24 protein-coding genes are annotated in these 18,756 nt (G+C 43.0%); 10 read left to right on the top strand and 14 right to left on the bottom strand.

Annotated elements, in window-relative coordinates; all coding sequences use genetic code 11:
- The first annotated feature begins 105 nt into the window (after nucleotides 1–105).
- The gene (locus tag BV11031_RS07415) at nucleotides 106–1,464 is read left to right on the top strand and encodes an MATE family efflux transporter (protein WP_010330380.1); all 1,359 of its coding nucleotides are present in this window, start codon (nucleotides 106–108) and stop codon (nucleotides 1,462–1,464) included.
- Nucleotides 1,465–1,479: 15 nt separating this feature from the next.
- Nucleotides 1,480–2,328, top strand: a complete 849-nt coding sequence (gene rsbRC / locus BV11031_RS07410; RefSeq protein WP_010330381.1) for an RsbT co-antagonist RsbRC — start codon at nucleotides 1,480–1,482, stop codon at nucleotides 2,326–2,328.
- Between the two features lie 124 nt (nucleotides 2,329–2,452).
- Here the strand turns inward: rsbRC and BV11031_RS07405 are convergent, their stop codons facing one another.
- From BV11031_RS07405 to rarD, 5 genes are all read right to left on the bottom strand, one after another.
- The gene (locus BV11031_RS07405) at nucleotides 2,453–3,805 is read right to left on the bottom strand and encodes an IS1182 family transposase (protein ID WP_129550715.1); all 1,353 of its coding nucleotides are present in this window, start codon (nucleotides 3,803–3,805) and stop codon (nucleotides 2,453–2,455) included.
- A 134-nt stretch (nucleotides 3,806–3,939) separates the two neighbouring features.
- On the bottom strand, nucleotides 3,940–4,605 hold the full coding sequence (bshB2, locus tag BV11031_RS07400) for a bacillithiol biosynthesis deacetylase BshB2 (RefSeq protein ID WP_010328021.1): 666 nt from the start codon (nucleotides 4,603–4,605) through the stop codon (nucleotides 3,940–3,942).
- An 18-nt stretch (nucleotides 4,606–4,623) separates the two neighbouring features.
- Nucleotides 4,624–4,974: a YojF family protein gene (locus tag BV11031_RS07395; RefSeq protein ID WP_010328022.1), complete on the bottom strand. Its 351-nt coding sequence runs from the start codon at nucleotides 4,972–4,974 to the stop codon at nucleotides 4,624–4,626.
- Complete coding sequence (locus BV11031_RS07390; RefSeq protein ID WP_010328023.1) at nucleotides 4,974–5,249, bottom strand: hypothetical protein; 276 nt, start codon at nucleotides 5,247–5,249, stop codon at nucleotides 4,974–4,976. The genes BV11031_RS07395 and BV11031_RS07390 overlap by 1 nt, the downstream gene beginning before the upstream one ends.
- A 74-nt stretch (nucleotides 5,250–5,323) precedes the next feature.
- Complete coding sequence (gene rarD, locus BV11031_RS07385; protein WP_129550714.1) at nucleotides 5,324–6,220, bottom strand: EamA family transporter RarD; 897 nt, start codon at nucleotides 6,218–6,220, stop codon at nucleotides 5,324–5,326.
- Between the two features lie 98 nt (nucleotides 6,221–6,318).
- Between rarD and BV11031_RS07380 the strand changes: the two genes are divergently transcribed.
- Nucleotides 6,319–6,780, top strand: a complete 462-nt coding sequence (locus tag BV11031_RS07380) for an Hsp20/alpha crystallin family protein (RefSeq protein ID WP_010328024.1) — start codon at nucleotides 6,319–6,321, stop codon at nucleotides 6,778–6,780.
- Between the two features lie 32 nt (nucleotides 6,781–6,812).
- On the opposite strand, the gene BV11031_RS07375 is transcribed toward BV11031_RS07380, so the two are convergent.
- On the bottom strand, nucleotides 6,813–7,049 hold the full coding sequence (locus BV11031_RS07375; protein WP_010328025.1) for a hypothetical protein: 237 nt from the start codon (nucleotides 7,047–7,049) through the stop codon (nucleotides 6,813–6,815).
- Nucleotides 7,050–7,644: 595 nt separating this feature from the next.
- Between BV11031_RS07375 and BV11031_RS07370 the strand changes: the two genes are divergently transcribed.
- Nucleotides 7,645–8,034 carry a tautomerase family protein gene (locus tag BV11031_RS07370; RefSeq protein ID WP_010328026.1) on the top strand — a complete coding sequence of 130 codons (390 nt, stop codon included), beginning with the start codon at nucleotides 7,645–7,647 and terminating at the stop codon, nucleotides 8,032–8,034.
- Nucleotides 8,035–8,542: 508 nt separating this feature from the next.
- Here the strand turns inward: BV11031_RS07370 and yodB are convergent.
- A complete protein-coding gene (yodB, locus tag BV11031_RS07365; RefSeq protein WP_003220087.1) occupies nucleotides 8,543–8,881 on the bottom strand; it encodes a transcriptional regulator YodB in 339 nt (112 codons plus the stop codon).
- A gap of 129 nt (nucleotides 8,882–9,010) precedes the next feature.
- On the opposite strand from yodB, the gene BV11031_RS07360 reads away from it, so the two are divergent.
- Nucleotides 9,011–9,619, top strand: coding sequence for a nitroreductase family protein (locus BV11031_RS07360; protein ID WP_010328028.1), 609 nt, complete (start codon nucleotides 9,011–9,013; stop codon nucleotides 9,617–9,619).
- Between the two features lie 41 nt (nucleotides 9,620–9,660).
- Here the strand turns inward: BV11031_RS07360 and BV11031_RS07355 are convergent, their stop codons facing one another.
- Entirely contained in the window at nucleotides 9,661–10,263 is a 603-nt protein-coding gene (locus BV11031_RS07355; RefSeq protein ID WP_010328029.1) for an alpha/beta hydrolase, read from the bottom strand.
- Between the two features lie 15 nt (nucleotides 10,264–10,278).
- A complete protein-coding gene (locus tag BV11031_RS07350; RefSeq protein ID WP_010328030.1) occupies nucleotides 10,279–11,190 on the bottom strand; it encodes a ring-cleaving dioxygenase in 912 nt (303 codons plus the stop codon).
- Between the two features lie 184 nt (nucleotides 11,191–11,374).
- Here BV11031_RS07350 and BV11031_RS07345 point away from each other — a divergent pair, with 184 nt between their 5' ends.
- Nucleotides 11,375–11,575, top strand: coding sequence for a DUF3311 domain-containing protein (locus BV11031_RS07345; protein WP_010328031.1), 201 nt, complete (start codon nucleotides 11,375–11,377; stop codon nucleotides 11,573–11,575).
- On the top strand, nucleotides 11,575–13,065 hold the full coding sequence (locus tag BV11031_RS07340; RefSeq protein ID WP_010328032.1) for a sodium:solute symporter family protein: 1,491 nt from the start codon (nucleotides 11,575–11,577) through the stop codon (nucleotides 13,063–13,065). Before BV11031_RS07345 ends, BV11031_RS07340 begins: the two co-directional genes overlap by 1 nt.
- Before the next feature lie 35 nt (nucleotides 13,066–13,100).
- Here BV11031_RS07340 and ctpA read toward each other — a convergent pair whose 3' ends face one another.
- Nucleotides 13,101–14,501, bottom strand: coding sequence for a carboxy-terminal processing protease CtpA (gene ctpA / locus BV11031_RS07335; protein WP_010328033.1), 1,401 nt, complete (start codon nucleotides 14,499–14,501; stop codon nucleotides 13,101–13,103).
- A gap of 153 nt (nucleotides 14,502–14,654) precedes the next feature.
- Between ctpA and BV11031_RS07330 the strand changes: the two genes are divergently transcribed.
- Both BV11031_RS07330 and BV11031_RS07325 read left to right on the top strand, forming a co-directional pair.
- Nucleotides 14,655–15,356: a class I SAM-dependent methyltransferase gene (locus BV11031_RS07330; RefSeq protein ID WP_010328034.1), complete on the top strand. Its 702-nt coding sequence runs from the start codon at nucleotides 14,655–14,657 to the stop codon at nucleotides 15,354–15,356.
- Nucleotides 15,357–15,443: 87 nt separating this feature from the next.
- Nucleotides 15,444–15,695, top strand: a complete 252-nt coding sequence (locus BV11031_RS07325; RefSeq protein WP_010328035.1) for a KOW domain-containing RNA-binding protein — start codon at nucleotides 15,444–15,446, stop codon at nucleotides 15,693–15,695.
- An 82-nt stretch (nucleotides 15,696–15,777) separates the two neighbouring features.
- Here the strand turns inward: BV11031_RS07325 and BV11031_RS07320 are convergent, their stop codons facing one another.
- Both BV11031_RS07320 and deoD read right to left on the bottom strand, forming a co-directional pair.
- Nucleotides 15,778–16,599, bottom strand: a complete 822-nt coding sequence (locus BV11031_RS07320; RefSeq protein WP_010328036.1) for a M15 family metallopeptidase — start codon at nucleotides 16,597–16,599, stop codon at nucleotides 15,778–15,780.
- A gap of 82 nt (nucleotides 16,600–16,681) precedes the next feature.
- Nucleotides 16,682–17,383 carry a purine-nucleoside phosphorylase gene (gene deoD / locus BV11031_RS07315; protein ID WP_121642742.1) on the bottom strand — a complete coding sequence of 234 codons (702 nt, stop codon included), beginning with the start codon at nucleotides 17,381–17,383 and terminating at the stop codon, nucleotides 16,682–16,684.
- 200 nt (nucleotides 17,384–17,583) lie between these two features.
- Between deoD and BV11031_RS07310 the strand changes: the two genes are divergently transcribed.
- Nucleotides 17,584–17,709: a hypothetical protein gene (locus tag BV11031_RS07310; protein ID WP_003218142.1), complete on the top strand. Its 126-nt coding sequence runs from the start codon at nucleotides 17,584–17,586 to the stop codon at nucleotides 17,707–17,709.
- Nucleotides 17,710–17,747: 38 nt separating this feature from the next.
- Here BV11031_RS07310 and yodL read toward each other — a convergent pair whose 3' ends face one another.
- Entirely contained in the window at nucleotides 17,748–18,062 is a 315-nt protein-coding gene (gene yodL / locus BV11031_RS07305; RefSeq protein ID WP_010328037.1) for a shape determination protein YodL, read from the bottom strand.
- 60 nt (nucleotides 18,063–18,122) lie between these two features.
- Nucleotides 18,123–18,734, bottom strand: a complete 612-nt coding sequence (locus BV11031_RS07300) for a phosphatase PAP2 family protein (RefSeq protein WP_121643743.1) — start codon at nucleotides 18,732–18,734, stop codon at nucleotides 18,123–18,125.
- Between the last annotated feature and the right edge of the window lie 22 nt (nucleotides 18,735–18,756).

The raw sequence follows: 18,756 nt of genomic DNA, 5'->3' as shown, positions 1-18,756 counted from the left end.
AAAAAAACGAAGCCGACAAAAAAAGAATAGGGCCGGCGTTCATTGCTTTTTATAAACAAAATGTTATAATTTCTCTCGTTATGAAAAAGAAACGGAGATCAATGTATGAAAGAAACTCAAAACGCCCGGCAAAAGATCAAACAGCTTTTGCACATTTTCATTCCGATATTCATTACCCAGGTAGGGCTTTCTCTTATGACGTTTTTAGATACGGTGATGTCAGGGAGAGTGAGTGCCGCTGATTTAGCCGGTGTCGCCATTGGCTCAAGCCTTTGGACCCCTGTTTATACGGGACTTGCAGGCATTTTAATGGCGGTCACTCCGATTGTCGCTCATTTATTGGGCGCTGAAAAAAAACAGAAGATTCCCTTTACTGTTTTACAGGCTGTATATGTGGCTGCGCTTCTTAGCATCGCCGTTTTAGTGATTGGATATGCTGCAGTTGACCTTATTCTTGGTCGATTACACCTTGAGGCACAAGTGTATGAGGTTGCCAAACACTTTTTAGGTTTTTTATCGCTGGGCATTTTCCCTTTATTTGTTTACACCGTTTTGAGATCATTTATTGATTCACTAGGAAAAACGAGAGTCACCATGATGATTACACTTAGTTCTCTTCCGATCAATTTTGTATTGAATTACGTATTCATCTTCGGGAAATTCGGGCTGCCGGCCCTTGGCGGCGTTGGCGCCGGACTAGCGTCAGCGCTTACTTATTGGTGTATCTGCATCATCAGTTTTTTCATTATTTATAAATTCGCACCGTTTTCGGAATACGGGATTTTCCTTACAATGTATACATTCTCTTGGAAAGCATGCAAAAATATGCTCAAAATCGGGCTGCCGATTGGATTTGCCGTCTTTTTTGAAACGAGCATTTTCGCAGCTGTCACGCTTCTGATGAGCCATTTTCATACAGTCACAATCGCGTCCCACCAGGCGGCCATGAACTTCGCTTCACTTTTATATATGCTGCCGCTCAGCGTGTCCATGGCTTTAACAATTGTTGTCGGTTTTGAAGCCGGTGCATCTCGTTTTAAGGATGCACGCTCCTATAGCTTAATCGGCATCATGATGGCAATCGGTTTTTCTTTGATGACCGCTGCCTGTATCCTTTTATTCAGAGGCCAAATCGCCGGCATGTACACGTCTGACCCTGATGTGTTCCGGCTGACACAGCACTTTTTAATTTACGCACTGTTTTTTCAGCTTTCCGATGCTGTTGCAGCACCGATTCAGGGAGCGCTCAGGGGATACAAAGATGTAAACTATACGCTGGCGGCCGCTTTTGTTTCTTACTGGGTCATTGGCCTTCCTGTCGGTTATGTGGTCGGCACGTATACAAGTCTCGGCGCGTTCGGGTATTGGATCGGACTCATTGCTGGACTCGCCGCCGGAGCAGTTGGACTGTTTTTCAGGCTGGCTAACCTGCAAAAACGTTATTCGCAAAAACAATACATTTAAAAGAGGTGATCAATCATGGCTAAAAATAAGAAATTATACGAATATCTTTCTCAGCATGCGGAGACGATCAGTTCAACATGGTACGAAACAATCGAGGAGGCTGATCCGAATTCCATTTATGCATCAACAGACCCTGCTGTCATTCACAATTTAAAGAACCAGAATCTAGCTTTCAATTATAAGATAAATCGCATTTTCATAGATGATGAGGAGGTATACCTGCCTATACTGAAAGAATGGGCCTTTGAAGTGACACAGGATCAAGAGCATTTAAAGACTCCTATTCACTATATTATCCGGGAGTTTGTCAGAGTGAGAGATTTATATATTTCCTATGTGAAAGAATTTGTCCATCTCAATCAGGACACTGTGAAAGGCGAAGAAGCTGAAAATCTTTATCATTCCCTTATCAAAGCGTTCGATCTTGTGATTCATATTTTTATAGAAGAAATGTACAAAAACACAAGCCTCCAGCTTCAGGCTCAAAAAGACATGATTACTGAATTAAGCGCGCCTGTCATTGTGCTGTTTCACAGCGTCGGATTGCTGCCTTTAATCGGCGATATTGATACCGTACGCGCCAAACTGATTATGGAAAACACCCTGCATCAATGTGCGGAGAAAAAAGTGACGCAGCTGTACATTGATTTATCAGGAGTAGCTGTTATTGATACAATGGTTGCCCACCAGCTGTTCAGCCTGATTGAAGCGCTGCGTTTAATCGGCGTTTCCTCCACATTGTCGGGAATCCGCCCGGAAATCGCGCAAACCGCGGTCCAGTTAGGTTTGTCTTTCGAAGAAATTTCCATGAGATCCACCCTCGCGCAAGCGATCGCATCTGACTTAAAACTAAAAAAGGTATAAGGCTTAAGGCCTTATACCTTCAGCTTGTAGAGAAAACGACGTTTTTTCTACAAGCTTTTTTGTTTTCTGCTGTTTCTTTAGTTGTTCAGCGGATTTCAAAAACTGAAAAAGAGCTCCCACATACCTAGCCCTGCTTGGCTAGGTATGTGGCAATCTTCTTCATGTTCTGGCATGCGGCTGTGAGGAGAACTTGTTCACTCACATTCCGTTTTCCCCTCAACCTGCAATAGCGAAGCCCATGCAGCTGTTTTGAATCTGCAAAGCTTCGCTCTATTTTTTCTTTTCTTTTTTTATAGAGGGTTTTTCCTGAAACAGACAAGCGGTTTTGTCTGACCTTTTCTTTGTGGTCCTCCCATACATGCCGGGTGATGATCTTCTGACGCTTCTTTGATCTTGTGCATTGCGCAAGCAATGGGCATGCGCAACAGATCTCAGGATTTGATTTATATGACCTGTAGCCTTTTCGGTCAGTTGTTGAGTATGTAAGTACCTGCTGGTTCGGGCAAATGTAACTGTCTTGTTCACTGTCATAATGAAACTTCCATTTTGGAAACAAACCTCTAGTAGGGTGATATCGTCTATGCGCAATAACGCCAAAAATATGGCGGTCGGCTAACCCTTTACAGATCGGAGTCGTTAAATAACCAGAATCAAGAGCGACGGCTTCTACTTCAAAACGAAATCGTGCAATTTGGTGATCTAATCGGTCAAGATAAGGCACAGAATCATGGACATTTCCAGGCGTAACATAGGCGTCGGTGATAATGTTATGTTTCATATCCGTTGTTCGGTGATCTAAGTAAAAGAAACCCTCCGGTTTGTTTTCACGATACATATATCCACTTTCAGGATCAGTTGTACTGTGGCGGATTTCTTTTTCAGCTTTCACCTCCTCTTTGGCTGGTAATGGCTTTTTTCCGTGCTCCTCCCGATCTTCTTGAATGGCTTCATTTAAATCTTTGATATAGTTTTGTGTATCCTGTTCAATCGTTTTTCTTGTGTATTTGTGCTTGTTGGCATTGGCTTTCAGATGAGTTGAATCAGTGAAAAGGACACGTCCGCCCACCATATCATGATTGATGGCCTGAAGAACGATCTCATCAAAAATGTCTTGGAAAATCGTTGTATCTTTAAAGCGTGTGCGTCTGTTCCAGCTGATGGTGGAGTGGTGCGGAACTGGGTCATTGATATTCAGGCCCAAAAACCATCTGTACGCCATATTGTAATAAATTTCTTTTTCAAGCTGTCTTTCTGAACGGATACCGTAGAGGTAGCCGATAAACATCATTTTGAATAAAATCAGCGGATCGAGTGAGGGGCGGCCTTTGTTTTCGCTGTAGTAAGGCTTAACCTTTTCAATGATAAAAGAGAAGTCAATGTGTTTATCAATTTTTCGAAGCAAATGATCCTCTTCGACGAGTTGGTCAAGCAGAACAAATTCGGCTGCGTTTTGAGAAGACTTTCTTGTGTGGAACATGAGAAAGACACCGTCCTTTTTAGTCTATCTTTTATTTTATTACACGAGAATGGATATTTTAAGGAAAAATAAAGGCTGTCGAGATTTTCTCGACAGCCTGAAGGTATAAGGCTTAAGGCCTTATACCTTTTTGATTAATCATTCCATTGATACGTCCAATATACTTCTTCTTCAAACCATGTTGCCATAACAGGTTCATTGTTTTTCAATTTTTCTTCAAGTTCTCTTAGCATGCCTTCTGTTTGAGTTCTGTGAGCTCGTAACGCATTCAACTTAATATCAGCTACTTCTTTGATATCAAGTACGACATCAGCTTCGCCGAGTACCTCTTCTCTGTTGCGAGTAATCGCCATGCAAAGTGTACGCGGACGGTCTTCTTTCTTTTTTCGGTACAATGCACGAATGACCGCTTCTCCGCATGCATCATGGTCAGGATGCACGCCGTGTTCAGGATAAAATGTGACAATTAAACTTGGTTTTACATCATCTATGATCTCTTCCATAATATCAGCTAAATACTCATCGTCTTCAAATTCGAGTGTCTTGTCACGGAGCCCCAGCATCCGCAGGTCATGAATATCCATTTCTTTGCAAGCGTTAATGAGCTCTTGTTTTCTTAAGAGCGGCAATGTTTCCCGATTCGCGAAAAATGGATCGCCCATATTTCTCCCCATTTCACCTAAAGTGGCACAGGCGTAAGTGACGGGAATGTCTTTTTTTCTGTTTAAGGCAATCAGGCCTGCCACTCCGTATGATTCGTCATCAGGGTGAGGCAGGATTACAAGTACGTGTTCTTTCATTATTTTTCACCCTCTTCTTTAAACTGTGAACGGTTTTTCACTGATTTGCAGAGAAATAGCCAGTTTACCGCCCGGCAGGTGTCCGGCCATTAATATACGGTTTTCTTCATCTATCGTGTATTCAGTCAAACCTTCAGCATAAATCCAGCCTTCTTCTGTTTTTAAGCCGACACGGTAAGGCCCGGTTCCTTTGATTTTTGCCTGATGATAGGTGACTTTTGCATTGCGAATATATGCAACAACTGTCATGTTTTTTTCGTTTAAGTGTGCTGAATAAGAACCGGTTGTGGTTTCTAAATGGATATATACAGGGCGGTCCGCATATCGTTCTAAAGATGCTTGCACATCTTCTTTTATGATTGCTTTCATTATTGCTCCCCTCTTTCTTCTTTTAAATGCTCTGCACGTTCTGTATGTAATTTGACCAGCTGACATTTCACTGCCGGTTCGAGCTGCGCATTCACAATGCGCTGGATTGCGGCAAAATATTTTTCCAGCATCGGTTTCCGGAGTCTCGGATGTGTTCGTTTATCCAAGAGCTCAAGATCAATTGCCTCTGCTACCGCCTCCGCGTCATCACTTGCGAGAGATCTGTTGTTCCAGAGTGAAGCGTAGGCTTTCACTATCTCTATATCATTGTCCATCGTCTTGCTCCTTTATGTCTTACATACATGAAATGATTATACATAATATATGCTTCAGCTAAAAGCCAAAGGCCTCAATGGCTTTTTGACGCCCGTTTCCACTTCACTTGTGAAAACGTAAACAAGAGCAGCGCAGCCCATATACAACTGAATGTAAAAGCCTTCGAGCTTGAAAAGGGCTCATGGTAAACAAACAGCCCGATCAGCAAGGTAATGGTCGGTGCAATATATTGCAAAATACCGATCTGATACAGCTGCAGCCGTTTCGCTCCTTCCGCAAACAATAATAGCGGCAAAGCCGTAAACACACCAGCAAAAAAGAGAAGCATCCACATGCCCCCGCTTTCTGCACCCGCTGGCTGAACATGGCCGCTCAGCAGCAAATACCCCAATGCAATCGGCATAATCATAAATGTTTCCAGCGTTAAACCGATGGCGCTCGGCAGGCTGGTTCTTTTTTTGCTTAACCCGTACAGTCCGAAGCTGAATGCGAGCAGAAGCGCGACATAAGGAATGGAGCCGTATTGGAACGCAGAGATGATAACGCCGGCAGCTGCAATCGAAACCGCCACCAGTTGCAGGCGATTCAGTTTTTCCTTTAAAAATAAAATGCCGAGGAGAACGGATACAAGGGGATTAATGTAATAGCCAAGACTAGCCTCAAGCAAAAAACCATGATTGACAGCCCATATGTATACAAACCAGTTAATCGAAATCAGAATAGAAGCGAGAAATAAAGAAAGGATGCCTCCGTTCTTTTTCAATGAGCGCAGCACCTGCCATCCTGTTTTCCATTGCCGCAAGAAAAAAAGTACGATACACATAAAAACAAAAGACCATATCATGCGGTGGGCCAAGATATCAAGAGCCGGCAGCTGTTCGAGAAGCTTCCAATAGAGCGGAAACAGCCCCCACATGATAAAGGAAACGGCTGTGTAGAGAATGCCTTTTTTAGTTTCTGAATTTTGCATTGATATCCCTGCCTTTCTATAGAGCATCTTAGATTATATCACGTGAAGGATCGGGCGGGCATATACTATTTTGTCCGTGAAGAAAGGGTGTGACGACAATGTTTGAATGGAACAAGTACTTTCCTTTCCACAATCAATTTTCCAAGGAAGCATTAAAAAAAGCAGATCCAAAAGAAGTGGAAACGTATGTAAATCGTGTGATGGAAAGCGTGTTCGGCAGTGATTATGCGGCTCAATTTCCTTTCCGCGATCCCCTCCCCAAAAAAGAACAGCCCGCCAAATCTGACACTAAATCTGATATAGATCTCTTTGAAACAACAGACCATGTGTTTGTAAAAGTGCCAATCAGTGAAGGCCAGCTGGATCAGGTAAAAGTTAAACACACTTCACACACATTAATGATAGAGAATTTACCGAATGTAAACCATCCCAGAAAGATAAACCTGCCTTGTTTAGTCAAACGCAAAGGAACAAAAGCCGTCTATAAGGACGGCCTTCTGGAAGTGATGTTCCAGAAGCAGCATGACTACAATATGTCCGAGGTGGAAATATTCCGATAAAAAACGGCCTGCACCGATGCAGGCCGTTTTTGTTAATAGAAACCGGGGTATCCGCCGTATGGCACACCGGCACCAAAACCGTACGGCGCGCCTCCGTAACCGTAAGGGCCAGGCGGATAAGCATAAGGGCGTGGGTAGTTAAACAGTGCACTCCCGAGAAAGCCGCCTAATAAACCGCCGACTAAAGGAGCGCCAAACACAAAAGGACTTCGCGCCGGGTATCCGGCTGCACTTGGATTCCCGCGATAATAAGAATGATGAGGGTACATGATTTTTTCCTCCTTTATGTCTGCCTATATGTAAGGTATTCAACAAAGAAGAAAAACGATTGGGCTATGACCAAAAACCTGTATTGTAACATCATCAGTTCTGTCAAACACACAGCAAAGCCCTGATACTGGGAGAACTGTTGTAAGCGGCGCCCCAGTTAGAAATGTTTTTGGTCATGCTCAAGCCGAAACATACCTTTATCTTTTAAAATCCACCATCATATGCATGACAAGTGATGAAGACCGATTTTATTGATATCCATGTCAACTAAAAATGAAACACATTAAGTGAGACAAACGTGTGTCCTTTTACTTTAATCATGAGAAAACAAATAAGTGTTGGTTATATAATTGTTATCTTTTGGACAACTCATCATTCACACTAATTTCCCATCAACGCCTACCAATCATGCTATAGTTCACCTTTTTCCTCTATCACATACCCAAACCACCGATTAGTTATATGTTGATTACATTTTGGTTATATGTTATCGTTTTTATCAAGTAAGCGATTCTTATATCTATGCATTGTCTGAAAGCAAATCAATCAATGTGAAAACAGACAGATTACAACTTCACAAGAGGAGGAATTCACATGCCATTATTACGTTTTGATTTAATTGAAGGCCGTGACGAAAAATCACTGCAATTGTTATTAGATACTGCCCATCAAGCCATGGTCGAAGCGTTTGGCGTTCCGGAAAGAGACCGATATCAAATTGTCCATCAGCATCCGGAAAACGAGCTTATGATCCAGGACACAGGATTAGGGTTTCAAAGAAGCAAAGATCTGGTTATCATCAGTATGACAAGCAAAACAAGAACAGAAAGCCAAAAGGAAAAACTGTATGCCCTGCTGGCTGAAAAGCTCCAAGCCGAATGTGGGATTTCCCCTGAAGATTTAATGGTATCCATTACCGAAAATGGTGACGCAGACTGGAGTTTCGGTCTTGGGGAAGCGCAATTTTTGAATGGAAAACTATAAGATAATGAAAATGGCAAGTTTGCATATCATAACCGGCTCCTTTATAGCAAAAAAAGAGAGAGTTCCAGCAGATACTCTCTCTTTTTTCGCTCATTTCTTTTTCATCATCAGAACGAAAACAGCCAGCAAGACGGGGATAAGGAGTAATGAAAATGTGGCAGATGGAGCCTGAATTCCTTATTTACATCCAGTTTCGATGCCAATGTCTCTTTAATGAAAGCTAACTGGCTTTTGACCGTATATATAAAATTCAGACAGATAGAGCCCGCTTTGGTGATGTGCATGACGGAATAAATGATTCTATCCATTAACAATAGGTTAGCTGCTAATAACTTTTTCACGGATCGATTTTTTTCAATATTTGTATATCGCCTTCACCTTACCATTACTTTTGCTAATCTGTAGTAAAAGCCACTCTGACAAATATAAAAAGTCATGTAAACGGCATGAATCACCCCTCACATGACTTTACATTGAAACAAAGGCTCTTTCCCGGACGCCTCTTTCCTTATTTCTCTTCTTCGCACACTGTTTCACCGGGCTCGCAAAATTGGTCGGCCCACGCTTGCATCTCTTGGAATACAGCTTGAAGCGCCGTTCCTTTTTCAGTCAGCGTGTAAATAACTTTGACTGGCGTTTCAGGAAGAACCTGCCGCTCGACGATCTCGTTTTGTTCAAGCTCTTTTAGGCGCTCCGCCAGCATTTTTTGGCTGATCATCGGAATTGTTTCCGTAATCTCTTTAAACCGTTTCGGCCCATCCATAAGCACATGGATGATTAGACCGTTCCATCGTTTTCCCAGCAATGAGAAAGCGGATTCCATTTTAGGGCACATTGTATTTCCCACAAGTCCTCATCCCTTCATCTATTGATTGACATGTTTTCCATGATCCATTACAATAATCTTTCAAGTTACATTTAGTAAGCTTCTAACTTTTCTATTATCATACCACGTTTATCCGAAGGAGGAAACACTATGACGAATACTCTGGACGTTTTAAAAGCACGTGCTTCTGTAAAGGAGTATGATACGAATGCCCCCATCTCTAAGGAGGAGCTGACTGAGCTATTGGACCTTGCGACTAAAGCGCCTTCAGCTTGGAACCTTCAGCATTGGCATTTCACCGTATTTCACAGCGATGAAGCAAAAGCGGAACTTCTTCCTGTAGCCTATAATCAAAAACAAATCGTTGAGTCTTCAGCTGTTGTTGCTATTTTAGGCGATTTAAAGGCAAATGAAAACGGCGAAGACGTATATGCTGAATTGGTAAACCAGGGCTATATTACAGATGAAATCAAACAAACTTTGCTCGGCCAAATTAATGGTGCTTATCAAAGTGAACAATTCGCTCGTGATTCCGCTTTCTTAAATGCTTCTTTAGCGGCTATGCAGCTTATGATTGCCGCAAAAGCAAAAGGTTATGACACTTGCGCAATCGGAGGATTTAACAAAGAGCAGTTCCAAAAGCAATTTGATATCAGTGAGCGCTATGTTCCGGTTATGCTCATTTCAATCGGAAAAGCAGTGAAACCTGCCCATCAAAGCAACCGCTTGCCGCTTTCAAACGTTTCAACTTGGCTATAAGGATATGAAAAACCTTAGTCCGCATTCGGACTAAGGTTTTTTTATACAATCGCATCTTTGTACCATTCGCGAGCCTGTTCAGCTTCATGCTGCGTCAGCTGATGGCCCCCATCCTGCCAAAAAACGGAGGCTGACGCCCCGCTGTCACGCAAATAGCGATGAAGCTCATCTGATTCTTCCTTCGTGCAGAGAGGGTCGTATTTTCCGGCACCGATAAAAACAGGAAGTCCTGTCATGTCAGGCAGCTTGATACCACGTATCGGAACCATCGGATGATGGAGAATAGCCCCTTTTAAGATATCTTTATAATGAAAAAGCAGGCTTGCCGCAATATTTGCGCCGTTTGAATAACCGACCGCAATCACTCGGCCACGGTCAAATTGATGCGTTTCTGCTGCCTCGTCGATGAATTCTTTCAGTTCTCTTGTCCGCTCCACGAGATCCTTTTCATCAAAGACCCCTTCACTCAGACGTTTAAAAAAGCGCGGCATTCCATTTTCAAGCACTGAACCTCTGACACCAAGCAAATGGGCATGAGGGTCTATAAACCGTCCTAGCGAAAGCAGATCGTGCTCATTTCCGCCAGTGCCATGTAACAGCAGCAATACGTTGTCAGATGTCCCTTTTTCAAAAATATGGTTCATTGTAAATTCCCCCTTTTATAGTTCAGGCAAAACGTCTGTAATTTGTTTTCGATGTTTCTCCAGCCATTCAGGCAGTTTTAATGAAGTCCCTAGCTCAGCAAACGTTTCATCTGTCATAAAGCCCGGTTCATCTGTGGCGATTTCAAATAAGATACCGCCTTTCTCCCTGAAATAAACGGATGTGAAATATTCTCTGTCAAGGATTTCTGATGAAGGGAGATGATTTTCGGCAAGAATCGGCAGCCATTTCGCCTGTTCCTCTTTCGTTGTCCGAAATGCTACATGGTGCACCGTGCCATAACCTCCCACTCCTCTTTTTTCAGGGTGTAAATGTACGTCAATGATGCCCCCGATGGCCGCTGATGATGTCAGCCTGACAATCTGGTCTTCTACCGCCGCTTTGGTGTATCCGAGGCTTTCGGTTAACAATTGAATCGTCGCCTGCGGGTCATAGGAATACAGCAGCACGCCTTTCATCCCTGTGATCGCTTCATGTTCTGAAATACCGTCAGGCGCCCACCCGCTTTTGCCGCTTTGTTCATCCTCCATGATCGCTAGCGGAAGGCCTTCCGTATCACCAAAAACCAGACCCATTTCACCGAATAACGTTTTCTCCTCGGGATTCAGCCCGTTTTTCTCAAGGCGTTTCCTCCAAAAAGACAGGGAGCCTTTAGGAACTGAAAAGTAGACCCGACCCGCTTGGCCTTTGCCCACCGTTCCCTGTCCGCTTCCCTGGAACGGAAAAAAGGTCATAATGGTACCGGGATCTCCATTATGATTTCCGAAGTAAAAATGATATGTTCCGGGATCATCAAAGTTGACTGTTTTTTTAACAAGCCGAAGCCCAAGCACTTCTGTATAAAACCGCAAATTTTCTTGCGGATCTTTGGCGAATGCTGTGACGTGATGCAAACCTTCTGTTTTCATGTTTCCACTCCTATTTATCTCGACTTCAAGATATTTATTATTTTAAACCTTTATCATGCAGGATGCAAACCATGTGTTTTTGATTGAATAATTAAAAAAATCACTTTTTTCTAATAATGATCTTGTGATCTTTTCTTACAACTGCTATTATAGTGAGCATTATCATGATTCAGGAGGAAAAGAAATGGTTAAAAAAGCACTTATTGTTATTCTCATTCTTTTGCCATTCGTTCAGCTTGCCTTATTGCCGCTTGTGAATCGAATGGAACCGATTATGTTCGGCCTTCCGTTTTTCCACTTCTGGCTGCTGTTGTGGATTATTATTACGCCGTTATGCTCGTTTGGCATATACCAGATGCAAAAAAAAGATGGAGGACTTGAATAATGCAAGGGAATCTGACTGCACTTCTCATTACAGCTATTATCGTATTAAGCGTTGTCTGTATCGGATTTCTCGCTGGAAGAGACAAATCCTCACGCGCCTCAGTGGAAGAATGGTCTGTCGGCGGCAGGCGCTTCGGCGGCCTTCTCGTCTGGTTTTTAGTAGGCGCCGACCTCTATACGGCCTACACTTTCTTAGGATTGACCAGTACTGCTTTTACCGGCGGAAGTGTTGCATTTTTCGCCATTCCTTATTCTGTTTTGGCCTACTTTATCGCTTACTTCTTCCTGCCAAAACTCTGGAATATTGCAAAAATTCACAAATTAACAACACTGGCGGATTACGCCCGGGAACGGTTTGACAGCAAGCTTTTAGCAAGTCTCGTTGCCATTGTCGGTGTGCTCATGCTCATTCCATACATATGTCTTCAGCTGAGCGGCATTCAAGATACGCTCCAGGTTGCCGGCACCGGATATATAAACGTAAAATTCGTTGTGATCATCTCATTTATTCTTGTTGCTCTTTACACATTTTTCAGCGGGATTAAAGGGCCTACATTTACAGCCATCATTAAAGACATTTTAGTGTGGGTCATTATGCTGTTTATGGTGGTGTCCCTCCCTCTCATTCATTTTAACGGCTGGACGCCGATGATTGACACGTTAGTGAAGGAAGCGCCTCAAATGCTGACGATACCGTCAGAAGGGCCAAAAGGCATCCCTTGGTTTATCACAGCATCTATTGTTTCCGCTCTGGCACTTTTTATGTGGGCACATGCCGCTACAGGTGTTTTCACAGCGAAAAGCGCTGATGCAGTAAGAAAAAACAGCATGTTCTTGCCGCTTTATAATATTGTATTAATTTTGGTCATTTTTCTTGGTTTTATCGCCTTTCTTGTCCTGCCGGAAGATACAAATCCAAGACTGGCGCTGCTGCATTTGATTCAAACATCTTACGGCGGTGTGGCGCAAGGTTTTGCATATGCCACAATTGCTCTTGCTTCATTGATCCCTTGTTCTATCATGGCCATCGGAGCATCAAATTTATTTGCCAATAACCTGTATCGGGATTTGATTCATCCGAATGTGTCCCAAAGCAAGCTGACCCTTGTCACACGTTCAATGGTGTTTGTTGTTATCGGCCTTGCGCTTCTGTTTGGCATGCTGTTTCCGACTGCCTTAGTGACACTTCAGCTATTAGGCGTATCAGGCATGGTGCAAATCTTCCCGGCGATTGCTGTCAGCTTATTCTGGAAACATCAAACGAAAGAAGCGACAGTTATCGGATTATTAGTCGGCCTTGCAGTAACATTTATTGTGTATACCACTCAATCCGCAAATGGCATTTATGAAGGGTTCTGGGGTTTGGCCGCCAACATCATCGCTGTGGTGATTCTGAATCCGCTGTTCGTCAAAAAAGCAGGGTCCAATCCTGTCATTGAAGGTTTATTTGGTAAAAAACAAGAGCCCAATCCAAGTCAGAGAGGCGCATAAAAAACCCCATACGCGGCAGGCGCGTATGGGGTTTTTTACATTTCTTTTTTCAGTGTTTCAATTGCTTTTTCCATTTGCGTATCATTATTCGACAGTTTCTTTTGAAGTTTTGTCATTAATCTCGTTGTTGTCTCGCCAGTCAATACGCCTGTTTCTTTCAGCTTCTCTTTTTTCTGGAACTGTTTGACGACAGATACAAAATCCTGGTCATACGCACTGTTAACTTTTACGTTGTAGCCAAGTGCTTTGAACATTTGCTGAGCGACTTTGACGTTTGTGCCTGAATCACCGGATTTATACGTTTTATCCGCGTCCAAAAACGGCAGCTTCGCGTAATCAGGCAGCTCTGCTTTCACTTGGGGCTTGACCCCTTTTTTATGAATCCATTCACCGTCAGCCGTCAGCCATTTGGCGACTGTCAGTTTGACAGTAGAGCCATCATCATATTCTTTTGCAGTCTGCACCGTGCCTTTTCCAAATGTCGTTTCCCCGATTAACGGTATGCCTGACGATTCATGGAGGGCAGCGGCCATAATTTCCGCGGCGCTGGCTGTGCCGTCATTGACTAAAACGACGGTAGGTTTGGTTATTGTACGTTCTTTGTCAGCCTTCATGACTTCTTTAGAACCGTTTTTGTATTGAACCTGCATGATGTTTTTTCCTTTATCAATGAACATGTTGCTCATTGTAATCGCCTGTTCCATTAAACCGCCCGGGTTGCCCCTCAAGTCTAAAATATAGCCTTCAGCGCCTTTTTCCTCTAAACTGTCAATGGCGTTTTTCAGCTCTTTTGCCGTTGTTTCAGAGAAAGAAGTAATTTGGATTTCGCCGATATTGTTGTCTTTCATCTCGGAATAGACGGTCTCTACAGGAATGGTATCGCGCTTAATGGAGAGATCGATATGTCCGACACCCGCTCTGTTGAGCTCAAGCTTCACTTTTGTGCCCTTTTTTCCGCGGATTAAAGCGACGGCTTCATTTACATTCATGCCTTTGACGCTTTTTCCGTTCACCTTAAGGATCTGGTCCTTCGGCTTGATCCCCGCTTTTTCAGCAGGTGAACCTTTAATTGGCGACACAATAAGGATTTCACCGTCTTTTTCCTCTACTTGCGCTCCGATCCCTTCAAAGGATGCAGAAATGGTCTCGTCGAATGATTTTGCTTCCTCTTGATCCATATATGTCGAATACGGATCATCCAGAGATTCAATCATTCCTTTAATTGCTCCGTCTACTAATTTGTCATCGTCTGTCTTTTGGTAGTAATCACCTTTGATTTGCTCATACGCTTTATTTAACTTGTCGAACTGACTGTCTCCCGCACGAATTGATTTTTGGCCCAGGATACTGGAATTGCCCGTAATAAATAAAGTAAGCGCCGAAGCGACAACCGCAGTGATCAGCACTATAAAAAACAGTTTAAATTGCCGTTTCAATTAAACACCACCTTTTTCTTCTTACAATATTATCATGGACGAATTCTTATTCGTCAACTCGGAGCAAAAAAGAATGAGAAACGCCCTTCTTTCGCTTTTCATAAACCCTATGTCTTTATATGACATATGATAAAAAAAAAGGAGGATTCGATATTGAGCCGATATTTAGAAATGCTGTCCTTATTCGGTGTCGCAGGAGCGCATCCGGGCGGACTGGCTTTTTCAAAAGCGGTCTTGCAAAAAGCCGCGCCCTCCCCGGATCAGCCGATTCTTGATGCCGGATGCGGAACAGGACAAACAGCGGCTTATTTAGGCCATTTGCTTTATCCTGTAACAGTTGTTGATAAAGACCCTATCATGCTTGAGAAAGCGAAAAAAAGATTTGCAAATGAAGGTCTCGCCATTCCATCATATCAAGCTGAACTGGAACGCCTCCCGTTTTCTTCCGAGTCCTTTTCATGCGTATTGTCCGAGTCAGTCCTCAGTTTTTCCCATCTGTCATCCTCTCTTCAGGAAATGTCAAGAGTATTGAAGCCCGGCGGGATGCTGATTGGTATTGAAGCAGCTTTAAAAAAACCGATGCCGCCCGCAGAAAAAAAGCAAATGATGGATTTCTACGGTTTTACTTGCTTACATGAAGAACTCGAGTGGCATAAACTCCTGAGAACCTATGGCTTTCAAAAAACGGAAGCGATATCACTTCTTCCGGACGACATGGAATTTGAGCCAACCACAGAAATGGATTTATCGCAAACGATTGCCCCTATCTATTACGATACACTTCAAACACATTATGAACTCATGCAGATCTATAGTGAGTACATGGGACATTGTATCTTTATTGCATATAAGTAAAACGGCGTATCACCCCCTGTTTTCGTCCAACCTTTTTATCCTGTCTATCATATGCTGATAGAAAGTCAGTATAGGAGGGAAACAAGATTGGAGAGATATTACCATCTTTGCAGGAACCACCAAGGTAAAGTCGTCAGAATTACTGAAAGAGGCGGAAGAGTGCACGTCGGCAGAATTACCCGTGTCACAAGAGACAGGGTTTATATAACTCCTACCGGCGCGGGTCCTAGAGGTTTCGGTTACGGATATTGGGGCGGCTATTGGGGATACGGAGCAGCTTACGGTATTTCCCTCGGTTTAATTACAGGAGTGGCTCTGGCTGGTTTATTCTTCTGGTAAACATAGACTTATTGTCTGTGCAAGCGCCTGATTCATCAAACACAATGAAGCCCGCTTATCAAATTGTAAGCGGGCTTTCTATTTAGATTTTCTTCACTTTTTCAAAATACTCTTCCAGCGTTAAATCATTGTCGTGGATGACTTTTGCGGCCTTTTTGCCTACATAGCGCAGGTGCCATGGCTCATATTTGTATTTCGTAATATCTTCTTTATTTTTCGGATAGCGAATGATAAAACCATATTTATAAGCATTGTCTTGCACCCATTTTCCGTCTGCCGTGCTTCCAAACGCTTCATTAATCTGAAAGCCATTGCTCCGGCTTGAGATGTCCATCGCTAAGCCTGTTTGGTGCTCGCTTTCGCCCGGGTAAGCAACCGCTTCCCTTGCCTTCTTTTCCCCTTTTAAGTTTACTTCATTGTTAAAAATGACTTTCTGTCTGTCATACGCGCGGTATCCCGAGACAGCTGCCAGTTCATAGCCTTCCTTTTTCGCAGCATCGAACATCGTCTTTAATGCGCCGGCCGCTTCCTTCCTGATGTAACGTTTTTGAATCTTTTCTTCAAAAGAAAACTCAACATCAGGTATAACAAGATCACTAGGTTCATAGTTTTCAGGCAAAGCGTATTCTTTATTGACCAAAGCGAGTATATTTTCTGGATTTTGAATAGTTTCCAGACCATCTACTTGTTTAGTATCATTGAAATATTTGCTTTCCAATGAAAACTCACTGTCCTGCTTGTTTTCTTTTTTGCTGTCAGCTGTTTTTTGTTCTGTTTGCTTCGTTTCTGCTGTGGTTTTCGTATCCTTTTGAGCATCTCCGTTTGACATGCTGCAGCCGGCTCCGACTAATGCCGTCACACTCAGAGCGGCTGCCAGCGAGAACCACTTACCGGTCTTTTTCATACTCCATTTCCTTCCTTTTATCAATCGTTTCCGCATTCATAAAGAAGAGGCTGCCGGCATCCAGCACGCCTCTTGATTTATTTTATTGTGATACGGAATGTAAAGCCACTTCTATCATATCATGAAATGTGGTTTGACGCTCTTCCGCTGTTGTTTCTTCTCCTGTTAGTACGTGGTCACTCACAGTGAGAATTGACAGCGCTTTTCTTCCGTGCTTCGCTGCTAAAGTATACAATGCAGTTGTTTCCATCTCAACGCCGAGCACGCCGTATTTTGCAAGCTTTTCGATTTGCGAATCGTCGTTATAGAACTGATCAGCTGTAAATACGCTTCCTACAGTTACCGGCACGCCTTTATCCTTTGCGGCATCATAAGCATTTTTTAAAAGCTCGAAATCTGCGCATGGGGCAAAATCAATGCTTCCAAAAGCAACCCTGTTCATTTGTGAATCAGTTGAGGAGGTCATAGCCAAAATGACGTCCCGCACCTTGACATCTTTACGGATAGCGCCGCAAGAACCTACTCTAATTAAGTTTTGTACGTCATAGCTTTGAATTAGTTCATTCACATAAATCGAAATAGAAGGAACGCCCATTCCCGTGCCTTGCACGGATATTTTCTTGCCTTGATATGTACCCGTAAATCCATACATGCCTCTGACTTCATTGTAGCATTCTACATCTTCAAGATACGTTTCAGCAATAAATTTTGCTCGGAGAGGATCTCCCGGCAAAAGCACTGTATCCGCAATCTGTCCTTTTTCAGCACCTATATGTACACTCATCTCTTATCCTCCTAAATCTAAATTATCATCCAGTCCGTTCATTTTACAACGAATGTCATGATGAGACAAACTTCAGCATTGATTATAAAGGAATATAGTGAAAAAAGAAATGCTCTGAGGCTGTTCGGGGACTTCCTGTGAAAAACGGGATAAACGAGGTGTTTATTTGAAAACCTAACCGCAGGAAGGAGGGATAAGACATGGGTAAAAAACAGCGCAACCGGATTACCGGCCAAAAAAAGAACAATCACATACCTGCAAAAGATGTCATTGCAGCTGAAGAGGCGCACGGGAAAGAATATTCCGCTGCCAAACGCAAGCCTTAAACTGCAGAAAACTGCGGAAGTCCGCAGTTTTCTTTTTGTTATGTCGTTTGCACAATCAGACGATTGATTTTCCTCCATCCGGCGGGAAGCAGCTTGTAATATGTCTTGCCTTTTCTGCCTTCATCAATCAGAATCACGTCTCCTGTGGCAACAAATCTCGCATCATAATCACTTGGAACGGTGTCAAATACATTAAACAAAGAGAATGCCCTTTTCAGCACATCTTGATGACCGCTCCCGTTCAGTTCAGTTCGATAGACGGCTCTGTAGCCTTTTTTTTCGCCAAACCGGGGTGTTTGAAATATTGTCACGTCATAAGAACAAGACTTCTTTTTAAACACGGATAACATCATCAAGATCCCCTCCCTTTTATTTCTATAACATATTGGCGTTTTTGCCGCGTTTTCCTCTCTCTATTTTTGTCGAAACCGCTTCATCTTTTCGTCAAAATCTTTTACTAGGAAAAACAGAAGCAGGCCGAGACTAAAGCCTCCTAGCACATCGGTCACAAAGTGAACCCCCAAGTATACTCTGCTTATGCCGACCAAAACTGTGATCACGCCGGCTATGGTGTATACGATTTTTTTATGTTTGGACAAAAACGGAATGTGTTTCACTAAAAAGTAGGCTAAGACAGGATAAACACAGGCAGCATTCATGGAGTGGCCGCTCGGAAAGCTGAAGGATGATTCATGTACCAGCGGAGCAAAATCAGGTCTTACTCGTTCGATCCATTCTTTTAAGACTTTGTTTAATAGCCGATCCGCACCGAATATCAAGAGCATCAAAAGGCCGTCCCCTGTTTTTTTGTAAAAAAACAGGCCCGCTCCAATGATTACGATAAGAGGGAGCAGAATAGAAGAAGCACCAAGATGCGTAACCCCTGTCATGACCTCATTAAGCCATGGCAGACGGGTCAAAACAGCTGCCTTGCTTATCGCTTCATCCGCTGATTGAACAGCATTTGTATGAATAGCCGCAGCTAGAAAAAGAAAGAAAAGAAACAGGCTAACGGGCTTGTACAACATGTAAACCACCTCAATTATC

Source organism: Bacillus vallismortis (assembly GCF_004116955.1).
In the GTDB taxonomy this organism is placed as follows: Bacteria; Bacillota; Bacilli; order Bacillales; family Bacillaceae; genus Bacillus; species Bacillus vallismortis.
This window is presented reverse-complemented; position numbering and strand designations above follow the sequence as displayed.